Origin of the sequence: Streptomonospora alba, from assembly GCF_000826685.1 — a bacterium.
Classification (GTDB): Bacteria; Actinomycetota; Actinomycetes; order Streptosporangiales; family Streptosporangiaceae; genus Streptomonospora; species Streptomonospora alba.
The window spans coordinates 50,650-68,396 of the sequence record NZ_JROO01000040.1 but is presented as its reverse complement, the minus strand read 5'-3'; the positions used below and the strand labels follow the sequence as shown (position 1 = coordinate 68,396).

Here is a 17,747-nt window from a genome sequence, read left to right as displayed (position 1 = left end):
CCTGTGGCGCTCGACGGCTCCGATCGCTGGTGGCGCTCCGCGGGCGCGACCCCCCGGCGCGTGGACGCCCTGCTGCGCAGCGCCGTGGCCGCGGCCGCCGAGTGCCCGTTGGAATCCGTCCCCCCGGCCGAACCGCGGCGCGTGGCGTCCGCGGGTGGGGCGCAGTACTCGACGGCGCTGCCGCTGCGCCTGGCCGGGAGTCTCGGCGTGAGCGCGTCCGGGGTGGCCGAGACCGCCGCCGCACTGCTTCGCGGCGTCGCCCGGGTGGACGGCGCCCGGGTGCAGCGCGGCGGGTTCGTCGCGCTCGACGTCGCCTCCGAAGCGCGCGCCGCGATGGTGCACACCGCTGCCGCCGACGGTGCCGCGTTCCTGGGCGACTATCTCGGCTACCTTCGCGGCCTGGGCCGCCTCGATGTCACCGAGCCCGACCGGGCCGCGCCCGCCGATGAGCGTGCCTCGGCCGCACCGCTCCCGCCGCCGTCTCCCCTGCACGGTGCCGCCACCGCAGAGGAGGCACGGCGGTTGGCGCGCGAGGACGCGCGCCGCCGGATGCGCGCCTTGGCCGGGCACCCCGGTGCCGAGGCCGACGGCGCGTGCATCGCGGTGCAGCCCGGCGACGTCTCCTGGCGCGAGCCCTGCATCGACAGCGGCGGAGGCGACACCCCCGCCGGGCGGCTGCTCGCGGTGATCGGCGAGGCCGGCGCCCGCGTCGCCTTCTGCCGCGCGGCGGCCGAACGCCCGCGCGCGGGCGAGGAGACCGGTCCCGGGCTGCCCGCCGTGCCGACCGCCGAGCACCCCGGCGCCTGGGCGCTGGGCACCCGTGCCAATCCCGCCTTCGTCCTGCGCTACGCCCACGCCCACGCCGTCTCCTCACTGCGCTGGGCAGGCGAGGCGCAGGCGGCCGCCGCCACCGCCGCGGCGCCCGCTCTCGCCCCCGTCCCGCTGGAAGAACCCGCGGCTGCCGCGCTGGCGGGTGCGCTTTACGACGGCCCGCTGGTCCTGCACGCCGCCCGGCGGCGTAGCGAACCCCATATGCTGGTCAGATACCTCGAAGGTGTGGCGGCTGCCTACCATGAATGGCGGGGGTCAGGCGGACTCGCCGTGGAGGCCGCCGTCGAATCCGCGGGCGGGGGATCCGCGCCGGCGCTCGGCCGTATGCGGCTGTGCGCGGCCGCGGCCGGTGTCCTGCACGCGGGGTTGTCCCTGCTCGGCGTGCCCGCGCCCACAAGGCTGTGAGTACTCCGGCGAACGCCCCGCCGCATGGAGGCCCCGGAAACCCCGGGCGCCCAGGGCGATGCGGGAATCCTGCGCCGCCCGCGCACCCCGCCGGGCGCGCCGATCCCCGCCGGCGCCGCCCACCCGCCCGACCGCGCCGAACAGCCCTGCACGCCGTACCGGTCACGCCCGGACGAAAGCCGACACGTCGAGAGCACTGACACCATGAGCCGTTACGCCCACCCCGCCGGTCCGCGCCACGCGGAGGTGCTGCCCGAGGAGAACCCTCCCACCCCGCCGCGCGACCTGATGGGGCTGGATCCGCGCGTCTGGCCGGCCACGGCCCGGCGCGACGAAACCGCCGGCGGCGAGCTGACCGTCGGGGGAGCGGGCGTACGCCGCCTCGCCGCCGAATACGGCACACCGCTGTTCGTGCTCGACGAAGAGGACTTCCGTCGGCGCGCCCGCAGCTACCGCGAGGCGTTCAGCGACGCCGAAGCCGACGTCTACTACGCCGGCAAGGCCCTGCTCACCAAGGCCGTGGTCCGCTGGGTGCACGAGGAGGGCCTCAAGCTCGACGTGAGCAGCGGCGGCGAGCTGAACGTGGCGCTGGCCGGGGGCATGCCGCCCGAGCGCATCTGCCTGCACGGCAACAACAAGTCCCAGGCCGAACTCGCGCGCGCGGTCGAGACCGGCGTAGGCCGCATCATCGTCGACTCCTTCGACGAGATCGAGCGCTTGGAGCGCATCGCCGCGGAGCGGGGCCGTTCCCCCGCGGTCCTGGTGCGGGTGACCACCGGCGTCGAGGCCCACACCCACGAGTTCGTCGCCACCGCCCACGACGACCAGAAGTTCGGTCTGGCGCTGAGCACCGGCGCCGCCGCCGAGGCGGTCCGGCGCGTCCTGGCCTGCGAGCACATCGAGCTGGTCGGCCTGCACTCCCACATCGGCTCGCAGATCTTCGACACCGCCGGATTCGAGGTGGCCGCGCGCCGCGTCACCGAGTTCCTCACCCGCGTGCACCGCGAGCACGGTGTCGAGCTGTCCGAGCTGGACCTGGGCGGCGGACTGGGCATCGCCTACGTCTCCGACGACACCCCGCTGGAGCCCGAGACCATCGCCAAGAGCCTGCTGGCCATCGTGCAGCGCGAGTGCGACGCCCACGGGCTGGCCATGCCGCGCATCGCCGTCGAGCCCGGCCGCGCCCTGTCCGGGCCCGCCGGTATCACCGTCTACGAGGTCGGCACCGTCAAGGACGTCGAGGGCATCCGCACCTACGTCAGCGTCGACGGCGGCATGAGCGACAACATCCGCACGGCTCTCTACGGCGCCGAGTACACCTGCGCGATGGCCTCGCGCACCAGCGGCGCCGACCCGGTGCTCTCCCGGCTGGTCGGCAAGCACTGCGAGAGCGGCGACATCATCGTGCACGACCTCTACCTGCCCGCCGACGTGCGTCCCGGCGATCTGGTGGCCGTCGCCGCCACCGGCGCCTACTGCTTCTCCATGGCCAGCAACTACAACCACCTGCCTCGCCCGGCCCTGGTCGCGGTGCGCGACGGCGTCCCGCGGACACTGGTGCGCCGGGAGACCGAGGAGGACCTCCTCCGCTTGGACGTAGGCTGACGGGGCCGGGTGCCTGCGCCGGGCCGACGGCGGACGAAGTGGACGGACACGACGTGACAGAAGTGGGAGTCACCCCTCTATGGCGATGAAGGTGGCGCTGCTGGGATGCGGCGTTGTGGGTGCGGAAGTGGTGCAGCTGGTCGACCGGCAGGCATCCGAACTGGCCGCACGGGTGGGAACACCCCTGGAGATCGGCGGCATCGCGGTGCGGCGGCTCGGGCGCGAGCGCGGCACCGGCGTCGATCCGGAGCTGTTCACCACCGACGCCACGGAGCTGGTGACACGGCCCGACATCGACCTCGTCATCGAGGTCATCGGCGGCATCGAGCCCGCCCGGTCGCTGATCCTGGAGGCGGTCAAGGCGGGCAAGTCCGTCGTCACCGCCAACAAGGCGCTGCTGGCCGAGGACGGCGCGACGCTGCTCTCCGCCGCGCGCGAGAACAACGTCGACATCTACTACGAAGCCGCGGTGGCCGGCGCGATCCCGCTGCTGCGCCCGCTGCGCGAGTCTCTGGCCGGCGACCGGGTCCAGCGGGTCCTGGGCATCGTCAACGGCACCACCAACTTCATCCTCGACCGGATGGACACCCAGGGCGCCGGCTTCGCCGAGTCGCTGGAGGAGGCCCAGACCCTGGGCTACGCGGAGGCCGACCCCACCGCCGACGTCGAGGGCTTCGACGCCGCCGCCAAGGCCGCGATCCTGGCCAGGCTCGCGTTCCACACGCAGAACGTCACGGCGGCCGACGTGCACCGCGAAGGCATAACCGAGGTCTCCGCCGGCGACATCGCCAGCGCCAAGGCCATGGACTGCGTGGTCAAACTGCTGGCGATCTGCCAGCGCGCCGAGGACGGCGAGTCGGTGGGCGTGCGCGTGCACCCGGTGATGCTGCCGCGCCGGCACCCGCTGGCCGCGGTCACCGAGGCCTACAACGCGGTGTTCGTCGAGGCCGAGTCCGCCGGGCGGCTGATGTTCTACGGCCCCGGCGCCGGGGGAGGGCCGACGGCCAGCGCCGTGCTGGGCGACCTGGTCGCCGTGGCCCGCAACAGGCTGGCGGGCACGTCGATGGGCGAGGGCGCCCACGACACGGGGCTGCCCGTGCACTCCATGGGGCAGACGGTAACCCGCTACCACATCTCCCTGGACGTGGCCGACCGCCCCGGCGTGCTGGCCCGCTGCGCCGAGGTCTTCGCGCAGATGGGCGTGTCCATCAAGAACGTCCGCCAGGAGGGGTCGGGCGAGGACGCCCAGCTGGTACTGGTCAGCCACACCGCACCCGACTCCGCCCTGGCCGAGACCGTGGAGCGGTTGCGCGGGCTGGACATGGTGCGCTCGGTGGCCAGCCTCATGCGCGTCGAGGCGTTCTCCGAGGACGTCTGATCCCCGGCCGCGCGCCGGCGTTCGCGGGTCCGCTCAGCGGCGGCCGCCGCGGCCGCGGCGGTGCCCGTGAAACGCCGTCCCAACTGCTGAGATGAGTGCCCGTCGGATGCACGTGCGGCCGCCGCCGGGCTCTAGACTCGGTGGCAGTGCCGCGGCCGCGCGGTCGGCGCCGTCGGGCGTGGGCCGCGGCTGCCGCACACATCCGCAGGGGCACCGCGCATCGGGGCGTGCCCTCGTCCGCGGCATCGGCTAATGCATCCACCCGTTTCTCTCGAAAGGGCCCTGTCGTGAGCATGGCACGGGCGTGGCGGGGAGTCGTCGAGGAGTACCGCGACCGTCTTCCCGTTACAGCGAACACCTCGGTCGTCACCCTGAACGAGGGCGGAACCCCGCTCGTTCCGGCCAGGCGCGTCTCCGAGCTGACGGGGTGCGAGGTGTTCCTCAAGGTCGAGGGCCTCAACCCCACAGGGTCCTTCAAGGACCGGGGCATGACGATGGCCATCACCAAGGCGGCCGAGGACGGCGCCAAGGCCGTCATCTGCGCCTCCACCGGAAACACCAGCGCCAGCGCGGCCGCCTACGCCGTGCGCGCGGGCATGACCTGCGCGGTGCTCGTGCCCCAAGGCAAGATCGCCATGGGCAAACTGGCCCAGGCACTGGTGCACGGCGCGAAGCTGCTGCAGGTCGACGGCAACTTCGACGACTGCCTCGAACTCGCCCGCAAGCTGTCGGTGGACTACCCGGTCGCGCTGGTGAACTCGGTCAACCCCTACCGGCTGCAGGGGCAGAAGACCGCGGCCTTCGAGGTCGTCGACGCGCTCGGCGACGCCCCCGAGGTGCACTGCCTGCCGGTGGGCAACGCCGGCAACATCAGCGCCTACTGGATGGGTTACCGCGAGTACGCCGACGACGGCGCATCCACCGTCGCGCCGCGCATGTTCGGTTTCCAGTCCAGCGGGTCGGCGCCGATCGTCAACGGCGCGCCCGTCGAGCACCCGCGCACCATCGCCACCGCCATCCGCATCGGCAACCCCGCTTCGTGGGTCTACGCCGAGCAGGCGCGCGACGAGTCCGGCGGCCGCATCGACTCGGTCACCGACCGCAAGATCCTGGCCGCCTACCGCATGCTCGCCGCCGAGGAGGGCGTCTTCGTCGAGCTCGCCTCCGCCGCGAGCGTCGCCGGGCTCCTCCAAGCGGTCGAGACCGGCCATATCGCGCGCGGCACGCGCGTGGTGTGCACCGTGACCGGAAACGGCCTCAAGGACCCCGACTGGGCGCTGGCCGGAGCCTCGGCGGCCACGACAGTGCCCGTCGACGCTCCCACGGCGGCTTCGGCGCTGGGCCTGGTCTGAGCCCGCGGCGCCGCTGCGCAGCGGCGGCCGTGCGCCGCACTGGGCGGGGGCGGGAAGCGGACTCCTGCGAAGCAGGCGGTACTCGACGATCCTCCGCCACGGGGCTCGTCGACCGGTTGCACGTGGAGCCGGTGCAAGACCGGTGGGCGGCGCCGCGTCCCTCGCCGTCGACTCGGGTCGGCGGTTGGCGATGAAGTAGAGGACTCGACCCGCGAGGGAAGAATCTTCGCGCTTCAGCAGGAAGAGAAGTCAAGGAAAGAGCATCCGCATGTCCCAATCGCTCCCCGCCGGGGTGCATCTGAGCGGGGTGCATGTGCGCACCCCCGCCACCAGTGCCAACCTCGGTCCCGGATTCGACTCGCTCGGGCTGGCCCTGGGGCTGCACGATGAGGCCGACGTCCGGATCACAGGGGACGGCGATCTGGTCGTCGACGTGGAGGGCGAGGGGGCGGGGGAGGTTCCGCGGGACTCCTCGCACCTGATCGTGCGCGCGATGCGGGCGGTCTTCGAGGAGGCGGGAGAGCCGCTTCCCGGGCTGCACCTGCGCTGCACCAACCGCATCCCGCACGGGCGCGGAATGGGTTCGTCGGCCTCGGCCATCGTCACCGGCGTCAGCGCCGCGACCGCGCTGCTGAGCGGGCAGGATCCGGCGCACCTGTCCCTGGACCGCGACCGCGTGTTCCGGCTGGCGGCGGAGATCGAGGGCCATCCCGACAACGTGGCGCCCTGCGTCTACGGCGGGTTCACCGTCGCCTGGCGCTCGGCCGAGGGCTGGCGGGCGACAGGCGTGGCGCCTTCAGCGCGGCTGAGGCCGCTCGTGTGCATCCCCGACGAACGGCTGTCGACCGAGCAGGCGCGCGGCCTGCTGCCGGGGACGGTTCCGCACGCCGACGCGGCGTTCACGGCAGGGCGCGCAGCGCTGCTGGTCGCGGCCGTTTCCGGCCACCCCGAGCTGCTTCTGGAGGCGACCGAGGACCGCCTGCACGAGCAGTACCGTCGGCCCGCTATGCCGGAGAGTCTGCGCATCGCCCGCGAGCTGCGCGACGAGGGCTTGCCGGCGGTGGTCTCCGGGGCCGGTCCCACCGTGCTCGTCCTGGTCGACGCGGGGCGTGCAGGCGGCGTTTCCTCATCCCCGGAAACGCCGGATGTTGCGCAAATCAGTGACGACCTGGTTGATTCAGTCCAACGGCGAACGGGTAAGCATTGGCACATACGCCCCTTAGCCATCGATCCGGCAGGAGCGTGGATCGAAACTCCCCGTTCATAGACCTGTGTCAAGGAATAGCTGTGGGCTCCGGTGATGTTAGGCTGGGTGAAGCACCAGATGCCCCGATCCGGGGCGTGTGCTCATCCGCCACAGTGTTTTCCGCGTCCAAGGTGTACGTGGTCTTGGCCATGCGACCACTGCACGCGGTCCACACTGTGCTGAGTTCGCGGCGCTCCCGTGAATCCGTCCACCCTGAGTGTGCCGCCGACTCGCCCGCCGAGGGCGGCAGAATGGTTCACGGGCGGCACTACCGGACTCATCGCCCTCACGCCTGGCTGTACCCAGAGCCCGCCGCGATCGGGTAGGGATCCACGGTTCCCGACACATCCGCGTGGGGCATGCCCGACCCGGCCCCCGCCGGTTCGCACCACCGGGCCGGCCGTCAGCGACACGATGACGGCCAGAGCCCGCTCCTTGGGAAGGACCCTTAGTGAGCGACACCACCGAACTCCACACGGACGCGGCGGTCAGCAAGCAGCAGCAGGAGACGACCGCGTCCGCTGCGGATGCCGGCGACGCCGCGACCTCGTCCAGAAAGAGCACGCAGTCCCGGTCTCCCAGCCGCTCCGGCGGTACCGGTCTGTCGGCGCTGAAGCTGACCGAACTGCAGCGGCTGGCGTCGAGTCTGGGTATTACGGGCACGGGGCGGATGCGCAAGAACGACATCATCGGCGCCATCGAGGCGAAGCAGGGCGGCCCTGTGTCCGCGCCGCAGTCCGAGGGTGGGGCCAAGCAGACCGGGGACCGTCCCGAGAAGGGCGCCGGGCAGCAGGACACGCAGGACGACGCAGGGCAGAGTGCGCCCGCGGCCAAGGCCGAGCCCGCCAAGGCCGAGCCGGCCAAAGCCGAATCGCCCAAGGCCGAGCAGGGCGGGAACGGCTCCGAGTCCACACAGGCCGACCGCTCCGAGAAGCCGGCCCGCAGCCGCCGGTCCCCGCGCAAGCGCGGTGAGGACTCCACAGACCAGAACCGGCCCTCGGACGGTACCGACCCCTCGACCCCCGCGAGTAGCGTGACGAAGACATCCAACTCCCAGAAGTCCGACTCCCAGGGCGGCCAAGGCGGCCAGTCCGGGCAGGGCGGCGGCCAGCCCGGCCAAGGCGGCCAGGGCGGCGGCCGTGAGCGCCAGCGCAACCGGCGCAACCGCGGCGCGAACCGCGACGACTCCGGCGGCGGCGACAACCAGCAGCAACAGCAGCAGGGCCAGGACGGCGGCCAGCAGCAAGGCGGCGGCGGAAACCGCGGCGGAGGCGGCGACGAGGACTTCGGCGGCAACCGCCGCCGCGGGCGCCGCCGGGACCGCCGCGACCGGCGCCGCGACCGCCCGGACACCGAGCCCGTCGTCAGCGACGACGATGTGCTGCTGCCGGTCGCCGGCATACTGGACATCCTGGACAACTACGCGTTCGTCCGCACCACCGGCTACCTGCCCGGCGCCAACGACGTCTACGTCTCCTTGGCCCAGGTGCGCAAGAACGGACTGCGCAAGGGCGACGCCATCACGGGCGCGGTGCGCCAACCGCGCGAGGGCGAGCGGCGCGAGAAGTTCAACGCGCTGGTGCGCCTGGACACCATCAACGGGATGACTCCGGAGCAGGCGCGCAACCGCCAGGAGTTCTCCAAGCTGGTGCCGCTGTACCCGCAGGACCGGCTCCGCCTGGAGACCGAGCCCAACATCCTGACCACGCGGATCATCGACCTCGTGGCGCCGATCGGCAAGGGCCAGCGCGGGCTCATCGTCTCGCCGCCCAAGGCCGGCAAGACCATGGTGCTGCAGTCGGTCGCCAACGCGATCACGGAGAACAACCCGGAGACCCACCTGATGGTCGTGCTCGTCGACGAGCGGCCGGAAGAGGTCACCGACATGCAGCGCACGGTCAAGGGCGAGGTCATCCACTCGACCTTCGACCGCCCGGCCGAGGACCACACAACGGTGGCCGAGCTCGCGATCGACCGCGCCAAGCGGCTGGTCGAGATGGGCTTGGACGTGGTGGTCCTGCTCGACTCGATCACCCGGCTCGGGCGCGCCTACAACCTCGCCGCCCCGGCGAGCGGGCGCATCCTCTCCGGCGGTGTCGACTCCACGGCGCTGTACCCGCCCAAGCGGTTCTTCGGTGCCGCCCGCAACATCGAGAACGGCGGCTCCCTGACGATCCTGGCCACCGCGCTGGTCGAGACCGGCTCGCGGATGGACGAGGTCATCTTCGAGGAGTTCAAGGGCACCGGCAACATGGAGCTCAAGCTCAGCCGGTCCCTGGCCGACAAGCGCGTCTTCCCCGCGGTCGACGTCATCTCCTCCAGCACCCGCAAGGAGGAGATCCTGATGTCGGGCGAGGAGCTCAACATCATCTGGAAGCTCCGCCGCGTGCTGCAGGCCCTCGACACCCAGCAGGCGCTGGAACTGCTCTTGGAGCGGATGAAGGACACGCAGAGCAACACCGAGTTCCTGCTGCAGGTGCAGAAGACCACGGTCGGCGGAGCCAACGAGACCGAGGGCGCCCAGCGGCGGTCCTAGCCTCCTTCGGCGACGCCGAGGACGGCCCCGGCGGTCGCGGCACCGCCGTAGGCGCAGCGCTCCTGAGTACAGGCGCCGCCCCCCGGCCGGGCCGGGGGGCGGCGCCTGTCGTGTGCGCCCTCGACGCGATCGGCCCTGCCGTGCGCGGCGGGTGTGAATCCGTGTGATGCGGATGGCCTGCGGTAGTCCGTTTCCGTCCGCATTTCCGCCTTTACCCGGTGGGACGATGTGATCTAGGGTTCACGGCGTACTGCATACCGTGTACTCCACCCCCGGGAGACAAGCGGATGGACAGCCTCCCCCTCCTCAGCCTGTTCGCCATCGCGCCGATCCTGGTGGTCGGTGTCCTGCTGGTCGGATTCCGCCTGCCCGCCAAGTACGCGATGCCCGCCGGCTACGCGGTGGTCGTGCTTGTGGGCGTGACTGTGTGGCAGATGGAGTGGGCCGCCGTAGCCGCCTCCACGGTGCAAGGGCTCATCCTCGCCGTCGGTCTGCTCTACATCATCTTCGGCGCCCTTCTGCTGTTGGCGACCCTCACCAAGAGCGGGGCCATCCACACCATCCGCGCCACCTTCACCGGCATCAGCGCCGACCGCCGCATCCAGGCGATCATCATCGGATGGTTGTTCGGCGCGTTCATCGAGGGGGCCTCCGGCTTCGGCACCCCCGCGGCCATCGTCGCGCCGCTGCTGCTCGCGCTCGGCTTCCCCGCCATGGCCGCCGTCATGGTCGGCCTGATCATCCAGAGCACCCCGGTCAGCTTCGGCGCCGTGGGCACCCCCATCCTCGTCGGCGTCGACGGCGGTCTTGCCGGCTCGGCGGCGGTCGAGCAGCGGGCGCAGGAGCTGGGCCTGAGCGTGCCCGAGCTCGTCGAGCGGATCGGACTGCAGACCGCGGTCGTGCACGGCATCGTCGGCACGCTCATCCCGCTGTTCATGTGCTGCCTGCTGTGCGGCTTCTACGGCGAGCGCCGCCGCTTCGCCGACGGCCTGCAGGTCTGGCCCTTCGCCCTGTTCGCCGCCTTCGCCCTGACGGTCCCCTCGGTGCTCTTCAACGCCTTCCTCGGGGTGGAGTTCACCTCGCTGCTGGGCGGCCTCACCGGCCTGCTGATCGTCGTCACCGCCGCGCGGCGCGGATTCCTGCTGCCCAAGACCACGTGGGACTTCGGGCCGCGCGAGAGCTGGCCCGCGCGCTGGAACGGCCGGCTCAACCCCGGCGACGGCGACGGCCCGGCGGGCGCGGATACCGGCGGTGCGCCCTCCATCGGGCTGCTGCGGGCCTGGTCGCCCTACCTGCTGGTGGCCGGAGTGCTGGTGGCCACGCGCATCCTCCCGGGCATCCCGGAGTGGCTGCAGGGCATCGAACTCGGCGCGAACGAACTGTTCGGCACCTCCATCGGCGAGGCCGTCCAGCCGCTGTACTCGCCCGGGGCGGTCTTCATCCTGGCCTGCCTGGTCACCTACGCCCTGCACCGCATGAGCGGCGGTCAGATCGCCGCGTCCTGGCGCCTGGCCGGCGGCCAGATCGCCGGGGCCGCGGTGGCGCTGCTCTTCGCCGTTCCCCTGGTGCGGGTGTTCATCAACTCCGGCGCGGAGTTCAGCGCCGGAGACATGGAAAGCATGCCGCTCACCCTCGCCCACGGCGCGGCCGCGGCGGCCGGGGGCGGCTGGCCGGCGCTGGCTCCGTGGATCGGTGCGCTCGGTGCCTTCGTCGCCGGCAGCAACACCGTGTCCAACCTGATGTTCTCGCTGTTCCAGTTCTCCACCGGCGAGCAGATCGGGGTCGCGCCCGAGACGGTCGTGGCCGGCCAGGCGGTCGGCGGCGCGGCGGGCAACATGATCACCGTGCACAACGTCGTCGCGGCCTCGGCCGTCGTCGGCCTGGTGGGGCGCGAGGGCGACCTGATCCGCCAGACCGTGATCCCGCTGACCTACTATCTGCTGACGGCCGGTGCGCTCACCTACCTGCTGGCGTACGGGCTGGGTCTCAACGCGGGGATGCTCATGCTCGCGCTCATCCTCGGCGCGCTGGCGGCCCTGGTGGTGCTGATGCGCCGCGCGGCCCGCGGTACCGGACCGGGCCGCGAGCCCACCGGCACCCGCTAGCGGAGGGCGGAGGCCGTCGGCTCGGTACGGTCACCGCGCCGCGTGCCCGGGGCGCGGTGGCTGAACGGTCCGGCGCCGCACGCGCGGGTGCTCCCCGGGCCGCCGCCCGCGGCGGCCGGAATAGCCGCTGGTCGGTTCTTGTTTGAAGGTCTGGCAAACTGGTATATCGACCGCCGCGGTACCGGTTCACGCCATCGGAACGGCAGCCCAGCGCCTTGCCGAGTGCGCCCGGCGACCGCCAACAGCGAGGAGATCCACGTGAAAGCCGACATCCATCCCGAGTACGTCGTGACCCAGGTCACCTGCACCTGCGGCAACACCTTCACCACCCGCAGCACTGCCGCGTCGGGCGAGATCCGGGCCGACATCTGCTCTGCCTGCCACCCGTTCTACACCGGCAAGCAGAAGATCATGGACACCGGCGGCCGGGTCGCCCGCTTCGAGAAGCGCTTCGGCAAGCGCACCGCCAAGTAGCTTCCGCACGCGGCGTCGGAGCGCGCGGTCCGAGACGATCTCGGGCCGCGCGGCCGGCGCCGCTGTTCGTAGGCGGGCCCCGGTCCGGCTGCCGCACGTGTCCACGGGCCTCCGCGGGATCGGACGCGCACACCACAACGACGACGCCATCGACGGCCATCGACGGAAGCTGGATATTCGAACGTGAAGCTGGACGACCTTCTGGGCGAGTACTACGAACTGGAACAGCAGCTCGCTGACCCCGCCGTGCACGCGGACCAGTCGCAGGCGCGCGCCTTGAGCAAGCGCTACACCCAGCTCACGCCCGTCATCGCCGCCTACCGCGAACTGATGCAGGTCGAGTCCGACCTCGGCACCGCGCGGGAGCTTTCGGCCGAGGATCCCGCCTTCGCCGACGAGGCGCGGCAGCTGGAGGAGAGCCGCGAGGAGCTGACCGAGCGCCTGCACCACCTGCTCATCCCGCGCGACCCCGCCGACGACAAGAACATCATCATGGAGGTCAAGGCCGGCGAGGGCGGCGAGGAGTCCGCACTGTTCGCGAGCGACCTCGTGCGCATGTACCTGCGCTACGCCGAGCGCCAGGGGTGGAAGACCGAGGTCATCGACTCCACGATCTCCGACCTCGGCGGGTACAAGGACATCACCATCGCGTTCAAGAACAAGGGCACCCCCGAGCCCGGTACGGGCGTGTGGCCCCAGCTCAAGTTCGAGGGCGGCGTCCACCGCGTGCAGCGGGTGCCCGTCACCGAGTCCCAGGGCCGCATCCACACCTCGGCCGCCGGCGTCCTCGTCGTGCCCGAGGTCGAGGAGGTCGAGGTCGAGATCCACGACAACGACCTGCGCATCGACGTCTTCCGCTCCTCGGGGCCCGGCGGGCAGAGCGTCAACACCACCGACTCCGCGGTGCGCATCACGCACCTGCCCAGCGGCCTCGTGGTCTCGTGCCAGAACGGCAAAAGCCAGCTGCAGAACAAGGACCAGGCGATGCGCGTCCTGCGGTCCCGCCTCTACGCCGAGGCCCAGGCCAACGCCGACGCCGAAGCCGAGGCCGAGCGCAAGAGCCAGGTGCGCACCGTTGACCGCTCCGAGCGCGTCCGCACCTACAATTTCCCGGAGAACCGGATCTCCGATCACCGTGTCGGCTACAAGGCCTACAACCTCGACCAGGTCCTCGACGGGAGCCTGGACGGCGTCCTTCGGGCGCTCATCGACGCCGACACCAAGGAAAGGCTGGAGCAGGCCGAGTCATGAACTTCCTGCTCGACGAGGTCGCCCGGGCCACGCTGCGGCTGGCCGAGTCGGGCGTCCCCTCGCCACGCACCGACGCCGAGGAACTCGCGGCGTTCGTGCACGGCGTCCGTCGAGGAGAGCTGCACGAGGTCGCCGACGCCGACTTCGACGCCCGCTACTGGGAGTGCGTCGCGCGCCGCGCCGCACGCGAGCCGCTTCAGCACATCACCGGCCGCGCCTACTTCCGCTACCTGGAACTGCAGGTCGGGCCCGGCGTCTTCGTGCCCCGCCCCGAGACCGAGATCATGGTCGGCTGGGCGATCGACACCCTGCGTGCCATGGACGTGGCCGACCCCCTGGTGGCCGACTTGGGAACCGGGTCGGGCGCCATCGCCATCTCCATCGCCCAGGAGGTCCCGCGCTCGCGGGTGCACGCCGTCGAGCTCGACGGCGAGGCGCTGAGCTGGGCCAAGCGCAACATCGACGCCAGCGGCCGCGCGGACCGGGTCACCGCCCACCAGGCCGACATGCGCTCGGCGCTGGCCGACTTCGAGGGCCGGATGGACCTGGTGATCTCCAATCCGCCCTATGTGCCCACGGCCGAGGCCGCGGCGATACCTCCCGAGGTCTCCAACCACGATCCCGACGCCGCGCTGTGGGCGGGCGACGACGGCCTCGACGCCATCCGCGAGCTGGAGGCGGTGGGGCGCAGACTGCTGCGTCCGGGCGGCGCGATGGCGATCGAGCACGGCGACGGGCAGGGTATCGACATCCCCCGGCTGTTCCCCGAGGGGCAGGGGTGGCGCGACGTCCGCAACCGCAAGGACCTGGCGCACCGCGACCGGTTCGTGGTCATGCGCCGAGCCGAGGAGTGAGGGCGTGGCCGGGAGTCCGGCGGGCCGGCGGTCGGCCCGATGACACGACAGGCAGGTCTACGCGCCCGGCCGGGCGCCGAGGAGAGATGGGGTGACCGGGGTGAGCCGCAGCTACGACTGCGCTGACGGGCAGGGACGCACGGACGGCATCACGGATGCGGCGTCGAGCGTCCGCCGGGGCGAGCTGGTGGTGCTGCCCACCGACACCGTCTACGGCATCGGGGCCGACGCCTTCAGCCCCGCGGCCGTCTCGGCACTGCTCGACGCCAAGGGGCGCGGCCGCGACATGCCGCCGCCCGTCCTCGTCGGCTCGGTCCGCGCCGCGCAAGCGCTGATCGAGGACATGGGCAACTACGGCCAGGACCTCATCGAGGAGTTCTGGCCGGGCCCGCTGACCGTCGTCTGCGCCGCGGCGCCGAGCCTGTCCTGGGACCTCGGCGACACCAAGGGGACCGTGGCCGTGCGCATGCCGATGCACCCGGTCGCACTGGAGCTGCTGAAGGAGGTCGGCCCCATGGCGGTCAGCAGCGCCAACCTCTCCGGCCACGCCGCCGCCACGACGGCGGAGGAGGCCCGGAAGCAGTTGGACGAGGCCGTGGCCGTCTACCTGGACGGCGGTGCGTGCGACGACGACACGCCCTCGACCATCGTCGACCTCACCTATGCCGTCCCGCGCGTCCTGCGCGACGGCGCGATCCCGATCCAGCGCCTGCGCGCCGTCTGCGGCACGGTGATCGGCGTCCCCCAGCGGCGCACCGCTTCAGGCGAGGAGGGCGCTGAGGCGTCCGAGAACGCCGAGGCGGGCCCGACCCCGGAGGAATCCGCGGAGAAGGACGCAGCAGGCGCTCAGGAAGCTGCGCCGACCGGTTCGGCGGAAGGCGCCCCCCTGCCCGAGGAAGAGACACCCGCCGCCGAACCCAAGCGCGACGACACGGCCTGACCGCGCTCGACGGCTCCTGCCCCGGTCCCCCGATGCCCATCCCAGCAGGCGCTAAGAAAGCGCAAAGAATGCCGTGTGCGGCGAGCGGCGGCGGCTACGGAGCGCGTCCGGGCCCGGAAGGGCGTTCCCGGCGCGCAGAGGCACTCCGATCCCGTTCGGCGGATTGCCGCGCTCCAGTACCCTGTGGCGTGGCACACGTTCCTCACGCTCCGTGACCGAGTCGTGGTGCCGCGTTCCGCATACGAGTAGTGCTAGTTTCGTTTGCACCGCGGTCTTCGAAACGGCAGCCGTTCCGACATCGCTCGTACCGCGGTCGCGACCGGCCCGCTCCACCGAGCGGCCGACGGGCGACCGCGGTCCCGCCGATCGCCGGCTCGCGGCCCAGCCGAGCCGGTGGCCGCAGCAGCAGGAGAAGTCGACAGCCCAGCGCCGAAACGCCGACCGCCCCGCCGGCTCCCCCGCCTTGGCGCGCAACCCGAGGAAGGCACCTGACACGCCGTGCGTGAGTACGCGCTCACCTTCGTCATCGCCCTGGCGGTCACCTATCTGCTGACGCCTTTCGTGCGGCGAGCGGCGATCACCTTCGGTGCTGTGCCTCCGGTGCGCGACCGCGACGTGCACAGCGAGCCCATCCCGCGCATGGGCGGGATCGCCATCTACGGCGGATTCGCGGCGGCGATGCTCATCTCCTACCGCCTGCCGCACCTGCAGGACGTCTTCGTCTACAACACCTGGCGCGGCCTGCTGCTCGCCGGCGGCGTGATCATCGTGATCGGCATCATCGACGACCGGTGGGGGATGGGGCCGATCCCCAAGCTCGCCGGGCAGACCCTGGCGGCGGGGATCATGGTGTGGTCCGGTGTGCAGATGCTCTGGCTTCCGGTGCCGGGCACCCAGCTGTCCCTGGGGCCGTGGCTGGGTGCGCTGGTCTCGATCCTGCTGATCGTGATCACGATCAACGCGGTGAACTTCGCCGACGGGCTCGACGGGCTGGCCGCCGGGATCGTGGCGATCTCCTCGTTCGCGTTCTTCGCCTACTACTACGTGGCCGCCGTCGACCAGGGCTTCGAGCGGCAGTCCTATCCGGCCATGATCGCGATCATCCTGGCCGGCGTGTGCATCGGATTCCTGCTGCACAACTTCAACCCCGCCCGCGTCTTCATGGGCGATACCGGGGCGATGCTGCTCGGGCTGCTACTGACGGCGATCACCATCACCGTGACCGGCCAGTTCTATCCCGACGGCCGCACCAGCGTGCACGGCGTCGCACTGTTCATGCCGGTCTTCCTGCCGCTGCTGGTCATCGCGCTGCCGCTGGCCGACCTGGTCCTGGCGGTGGTGCGCCGCACGATGGCGGGCAAGTCGCCCTTCGCCCCCGACAAGAAGCACCTGCACCACCGCCTGCTGGAGCTGGGCCACTCCCACGCCAGGGCGGTGCTGCTGATGTACCTGTGGGCCGCGATCATCGCTTTCGCATCGGTCTCGCTGTCGATCTTCGACACCCCGTTCGTGGTGCTGACCGTCACGCTGCTCGTGGCCGCCTGCGCAGTGGGGCTTATCACCCTGCCGCGGCTGCGCCGCCGAAGCCTGGCGCGGGCCGCCCGCGCCTCCGCCGCGGCGGGATCGGGCTCCGCGTCGGAATCCGCGAAGTCGGGCTCGGCGGGATAGGCGGCGAAGCGATGGTGATCATGTCCGCCGCCGCGCCGGCCCGCTCCCGCGGGCCCGCGGCGACAGCGCCCGGTCCCCGAGTCCCGCGACCGCGCCGAACGGGAGGTCGAATCCAGCCGAACGGCACATGACCCGCGGCCCTCATACCGCGGCGACATATAAGACGACCTGCGACGACAGTCGGTGATCTCGACTCCGCACGAGCGGCAGGGGTGACCGGAGGGGCCACCCGTGCTCAGGGGTCCGAATCCTTGTGATAGCTTTCACGAGCAAGCACCCCACAGCACAGCCACCGGAGTCTCTCTCATGCAGGAACACGACGCCCGGATTCTCCGAGGCGCCGCGATTCCCACGGCCGCCGTCGCGGTGGCGGCTGCTGTCGCATCCTCGGTCGCGGCGGGTGTGGCGGGGCTCATCGGCGCCGTTCTGGCGGCGCTGCTGGTTTTGGCGTTCTTCGCCGTCTCCGCCTACGTCATCGCCTGGGTAGGACAGCGCCACCCCCACCTGCTGCTGCCCATCGCCTTCGTCGTGTACACGACCAAGATCGGCGTCCTGGCGGTGGCCCTCGTGCTCTTCGGCGGCACCACGGCGTTCCACCACTACTCGTTCGCGCTGACCGCGCTGGCCTGTGTCATCACCTGGCTCGCCGGCCAAGCCGTCGCGAGTCTCAAGGTGCGCCAGCTCACCGTGGAACCCGCATCCGACGATGCTGAGGAGTCGGACGCGGACGGGTCGCCGACCGGCTCGGGCGTGGGGGGCGAAAGGTGAATCCGGTGAAAGCCCCCGTATGGGGTGATGTGCGAACAAGATTCACCTACTGCTATCTTCCGGAGCGAGACGAAGGACCGTGCGGGCGTCGGCGATTCCCCCGGAACGCCGGGCACCGACGGCGCGATGTTCTTCACCTACTTGCTGGGAGGCGTGGCCCTGCGGGGCGGCGCGGGGCGGTCGGCGGACCTGAGGCCGGGACCGACAGCGGAGTTCCGGCCGATCCGCGCGCTTCTCGGCTGGTTCTGCGCGATCGGTCTGATCGCCGTCCATCTCTTCCGGTCCTGAGTGTCCAGTCCGGTCGCCGGCCTCTCCATGCGAGCGGCACGGTACC

General features: G+C 71.7%; 13 protein-coding genes. All 13 read left to right on the top strand.

Going from position 1 to position 17,747, the window contains the following annotated elements; all coding sequences use genetic code 11:
* The first annotated feature begins 3 nt into the window (after nucleotides 1–3).
* The 13 genes from LP52_RS20150 to LP52_RS20090 all read left to right on the top strand — a co-directional run bounded on the left by LP52_RS20150 (nucleotide 4) and on the right by LP52_RS20090 (nucleotide 17,413).
* Nucleotides 4–1,236, top strand: a complete 1,233-nt coding sequence (locus LP52_RS20150) for a DALR anticodon-binding domain-containing protein (RefSeq protein ID WP_052810060.1) — start codon at nucleotides 4–6, stop codon at nucleotides 1,234–1,236.
* A 204-nt stretch (nucleotides 1,237–1,440) separates the two neighbouring features.
* Entirely contained in the window at nucleotides 1,441–2,841 is a 1,401-nt protein-coding gene (lysA, locus tag LP52_RS20145) for a diaminopimelate decarboxylase (protein ID WP_040275924.1), read from the top strand.
* 79 nt (nucleotides 2,842–2,920) lie between these two features.
* Entirely contained in the window at nucleotides 2,921–4,219 is a 1,299-nt protein-coding gene (locus tag LP52_RS20140; protein ID WP_040275865.1) for a homoserine dehydrogenase, read from the top strand.
* 293 nt (nucleotides 4,220–4,512) lie between these two features.
* Nucleotides 4,513–5,571, top strand: coding sequence for a threonine synthase (thrC, locus tag LP52_RS20135; protein ID WP_193790021.1), 1,059 nt, complete (start codon nucleotides 4,513–4,515; stop codon nucleotides 5,569–5,571).
* Nucleotides 5,572–5,839: 268 nt separating this feature from the next.
* The gene (gene thrB / locus LP52_RS20130; RefSeq protein WP_193790020.1) at nucleotides 5,840–6,838 is read left to right on the top strand and encodes a homoserine kinase; all 999 of its coding nucleotides are present in this window, start codon (nucleotides 5,840–5,842) and stop codon (nucleotides 6,836–6,838) included.
* Between the two features lie 430 nt (nucleotides 6,839–7,268).
* Nucleotides 7,269–9,353 carry a transcription termination factor Rho gene (gene rho, locus LP52_RS20125; RefSeq protein ID WP_052810059.1) on the top strand — a complete coding sequence of 695 codons (2,085 nt, stop codon included), beginning with the start codon at nucleotides 7,269–7,271 and terminating at the stop codon, nucleotides 9,351–9,353.
* Nucleotides 9,354–9,640: 287 nt separating this feature from the next.
* Nucleotides 9,641–11,458, top strand: a complete 1,818-nt coding sequence (locus tag LP52_RS20120) for an L-lactate permease (protein WP_052810058.1) — start codon at nucleotides 9,641–9,643, stop codon at nucleotides 11,456–11,458.
* 258 nt (nucleotides 11,459–11,716) lie between these two features.
* Nucleotides 11,717–11,932 (top strand): 50S ribosomal protein L31, encoded by a 216-nt coding sequence (gene rpmE, locus LP52_RS20115; protein WP_040275917.1) that lies wholly within the window; start codon nucleotides 11,717–11,719, stop codon nucleotides 11,930–11,932.
* A 183-nt stretch (nucleotides 11,933–12,115) separates the two neighbouring features.
* A complete protein-coding gene (prfA, locus tag LP52_RS20110; RefSeq protein ID WP_040275863.1) occupies nucleotides 12,116–13,183 on the top strand; it encodes a peptide chain release factor 1 in 1,068 nt (355 codons plus the stop codon).
* On the top strand, nucleotides 13,180–14,037 hold the full coding sequence (prmC, locus tag LP52_RS20105; protein WP_040275861.1) for a peptide chain release factor N(5)-glutamine methyltransferase: 858 nt from the start codon (nucleotides 13,180–13,182) through the stop codon (nucleotides 14,035–14,037). The genes prfA and prmC overlap by 4 nt, the downstream gene beginning before the upstream one ends.
* 100 nt (nucleotides 14,038–14,137) lie before the next feature.
* The gene (locus LP52_RS20100) at nucleotides 14,138–14,977 is read left to right on the top strand and encodes an L-threonylcarbamoyladenylate synthase (RefSeq protein WP_040275915.1); all 840 of its coding nucleotides are present in this window, start codon (nucleotides 14,138–14,140) and stop codon (nucleotides 14,975–14,977) included.
* Nucleotides 14,978–15,475: 498 nt separating this feature from the next.
* The gene (locus LP52_RS20095) at nucleotides 15,476–16,645 is read left to right on the top strand and encodes an MraY family glycosyltransferase (RefSeq protein WP_040275859.1); all 1,170 of its coding nucleotides are present in this window, start codon (nucleotides 15,476–15,478) and stop codon (nucleotides 16,643–16,645) included.
* Between the two features lie 306 nt (nucleotides 16,646–16,951).
* Nucleotides 16,952–17,413, top strand: coding sequence for a hypothetical protein (locus LP52_RS20090; protein ID WP_040275858.1), 462 nt, complete (start codon nucleotides 16,952–16,954; stop codon nucleotides 17,411–17,413).
* Nucleotides 17,414–17,747 lie beyond the last annotated feature (334 nt).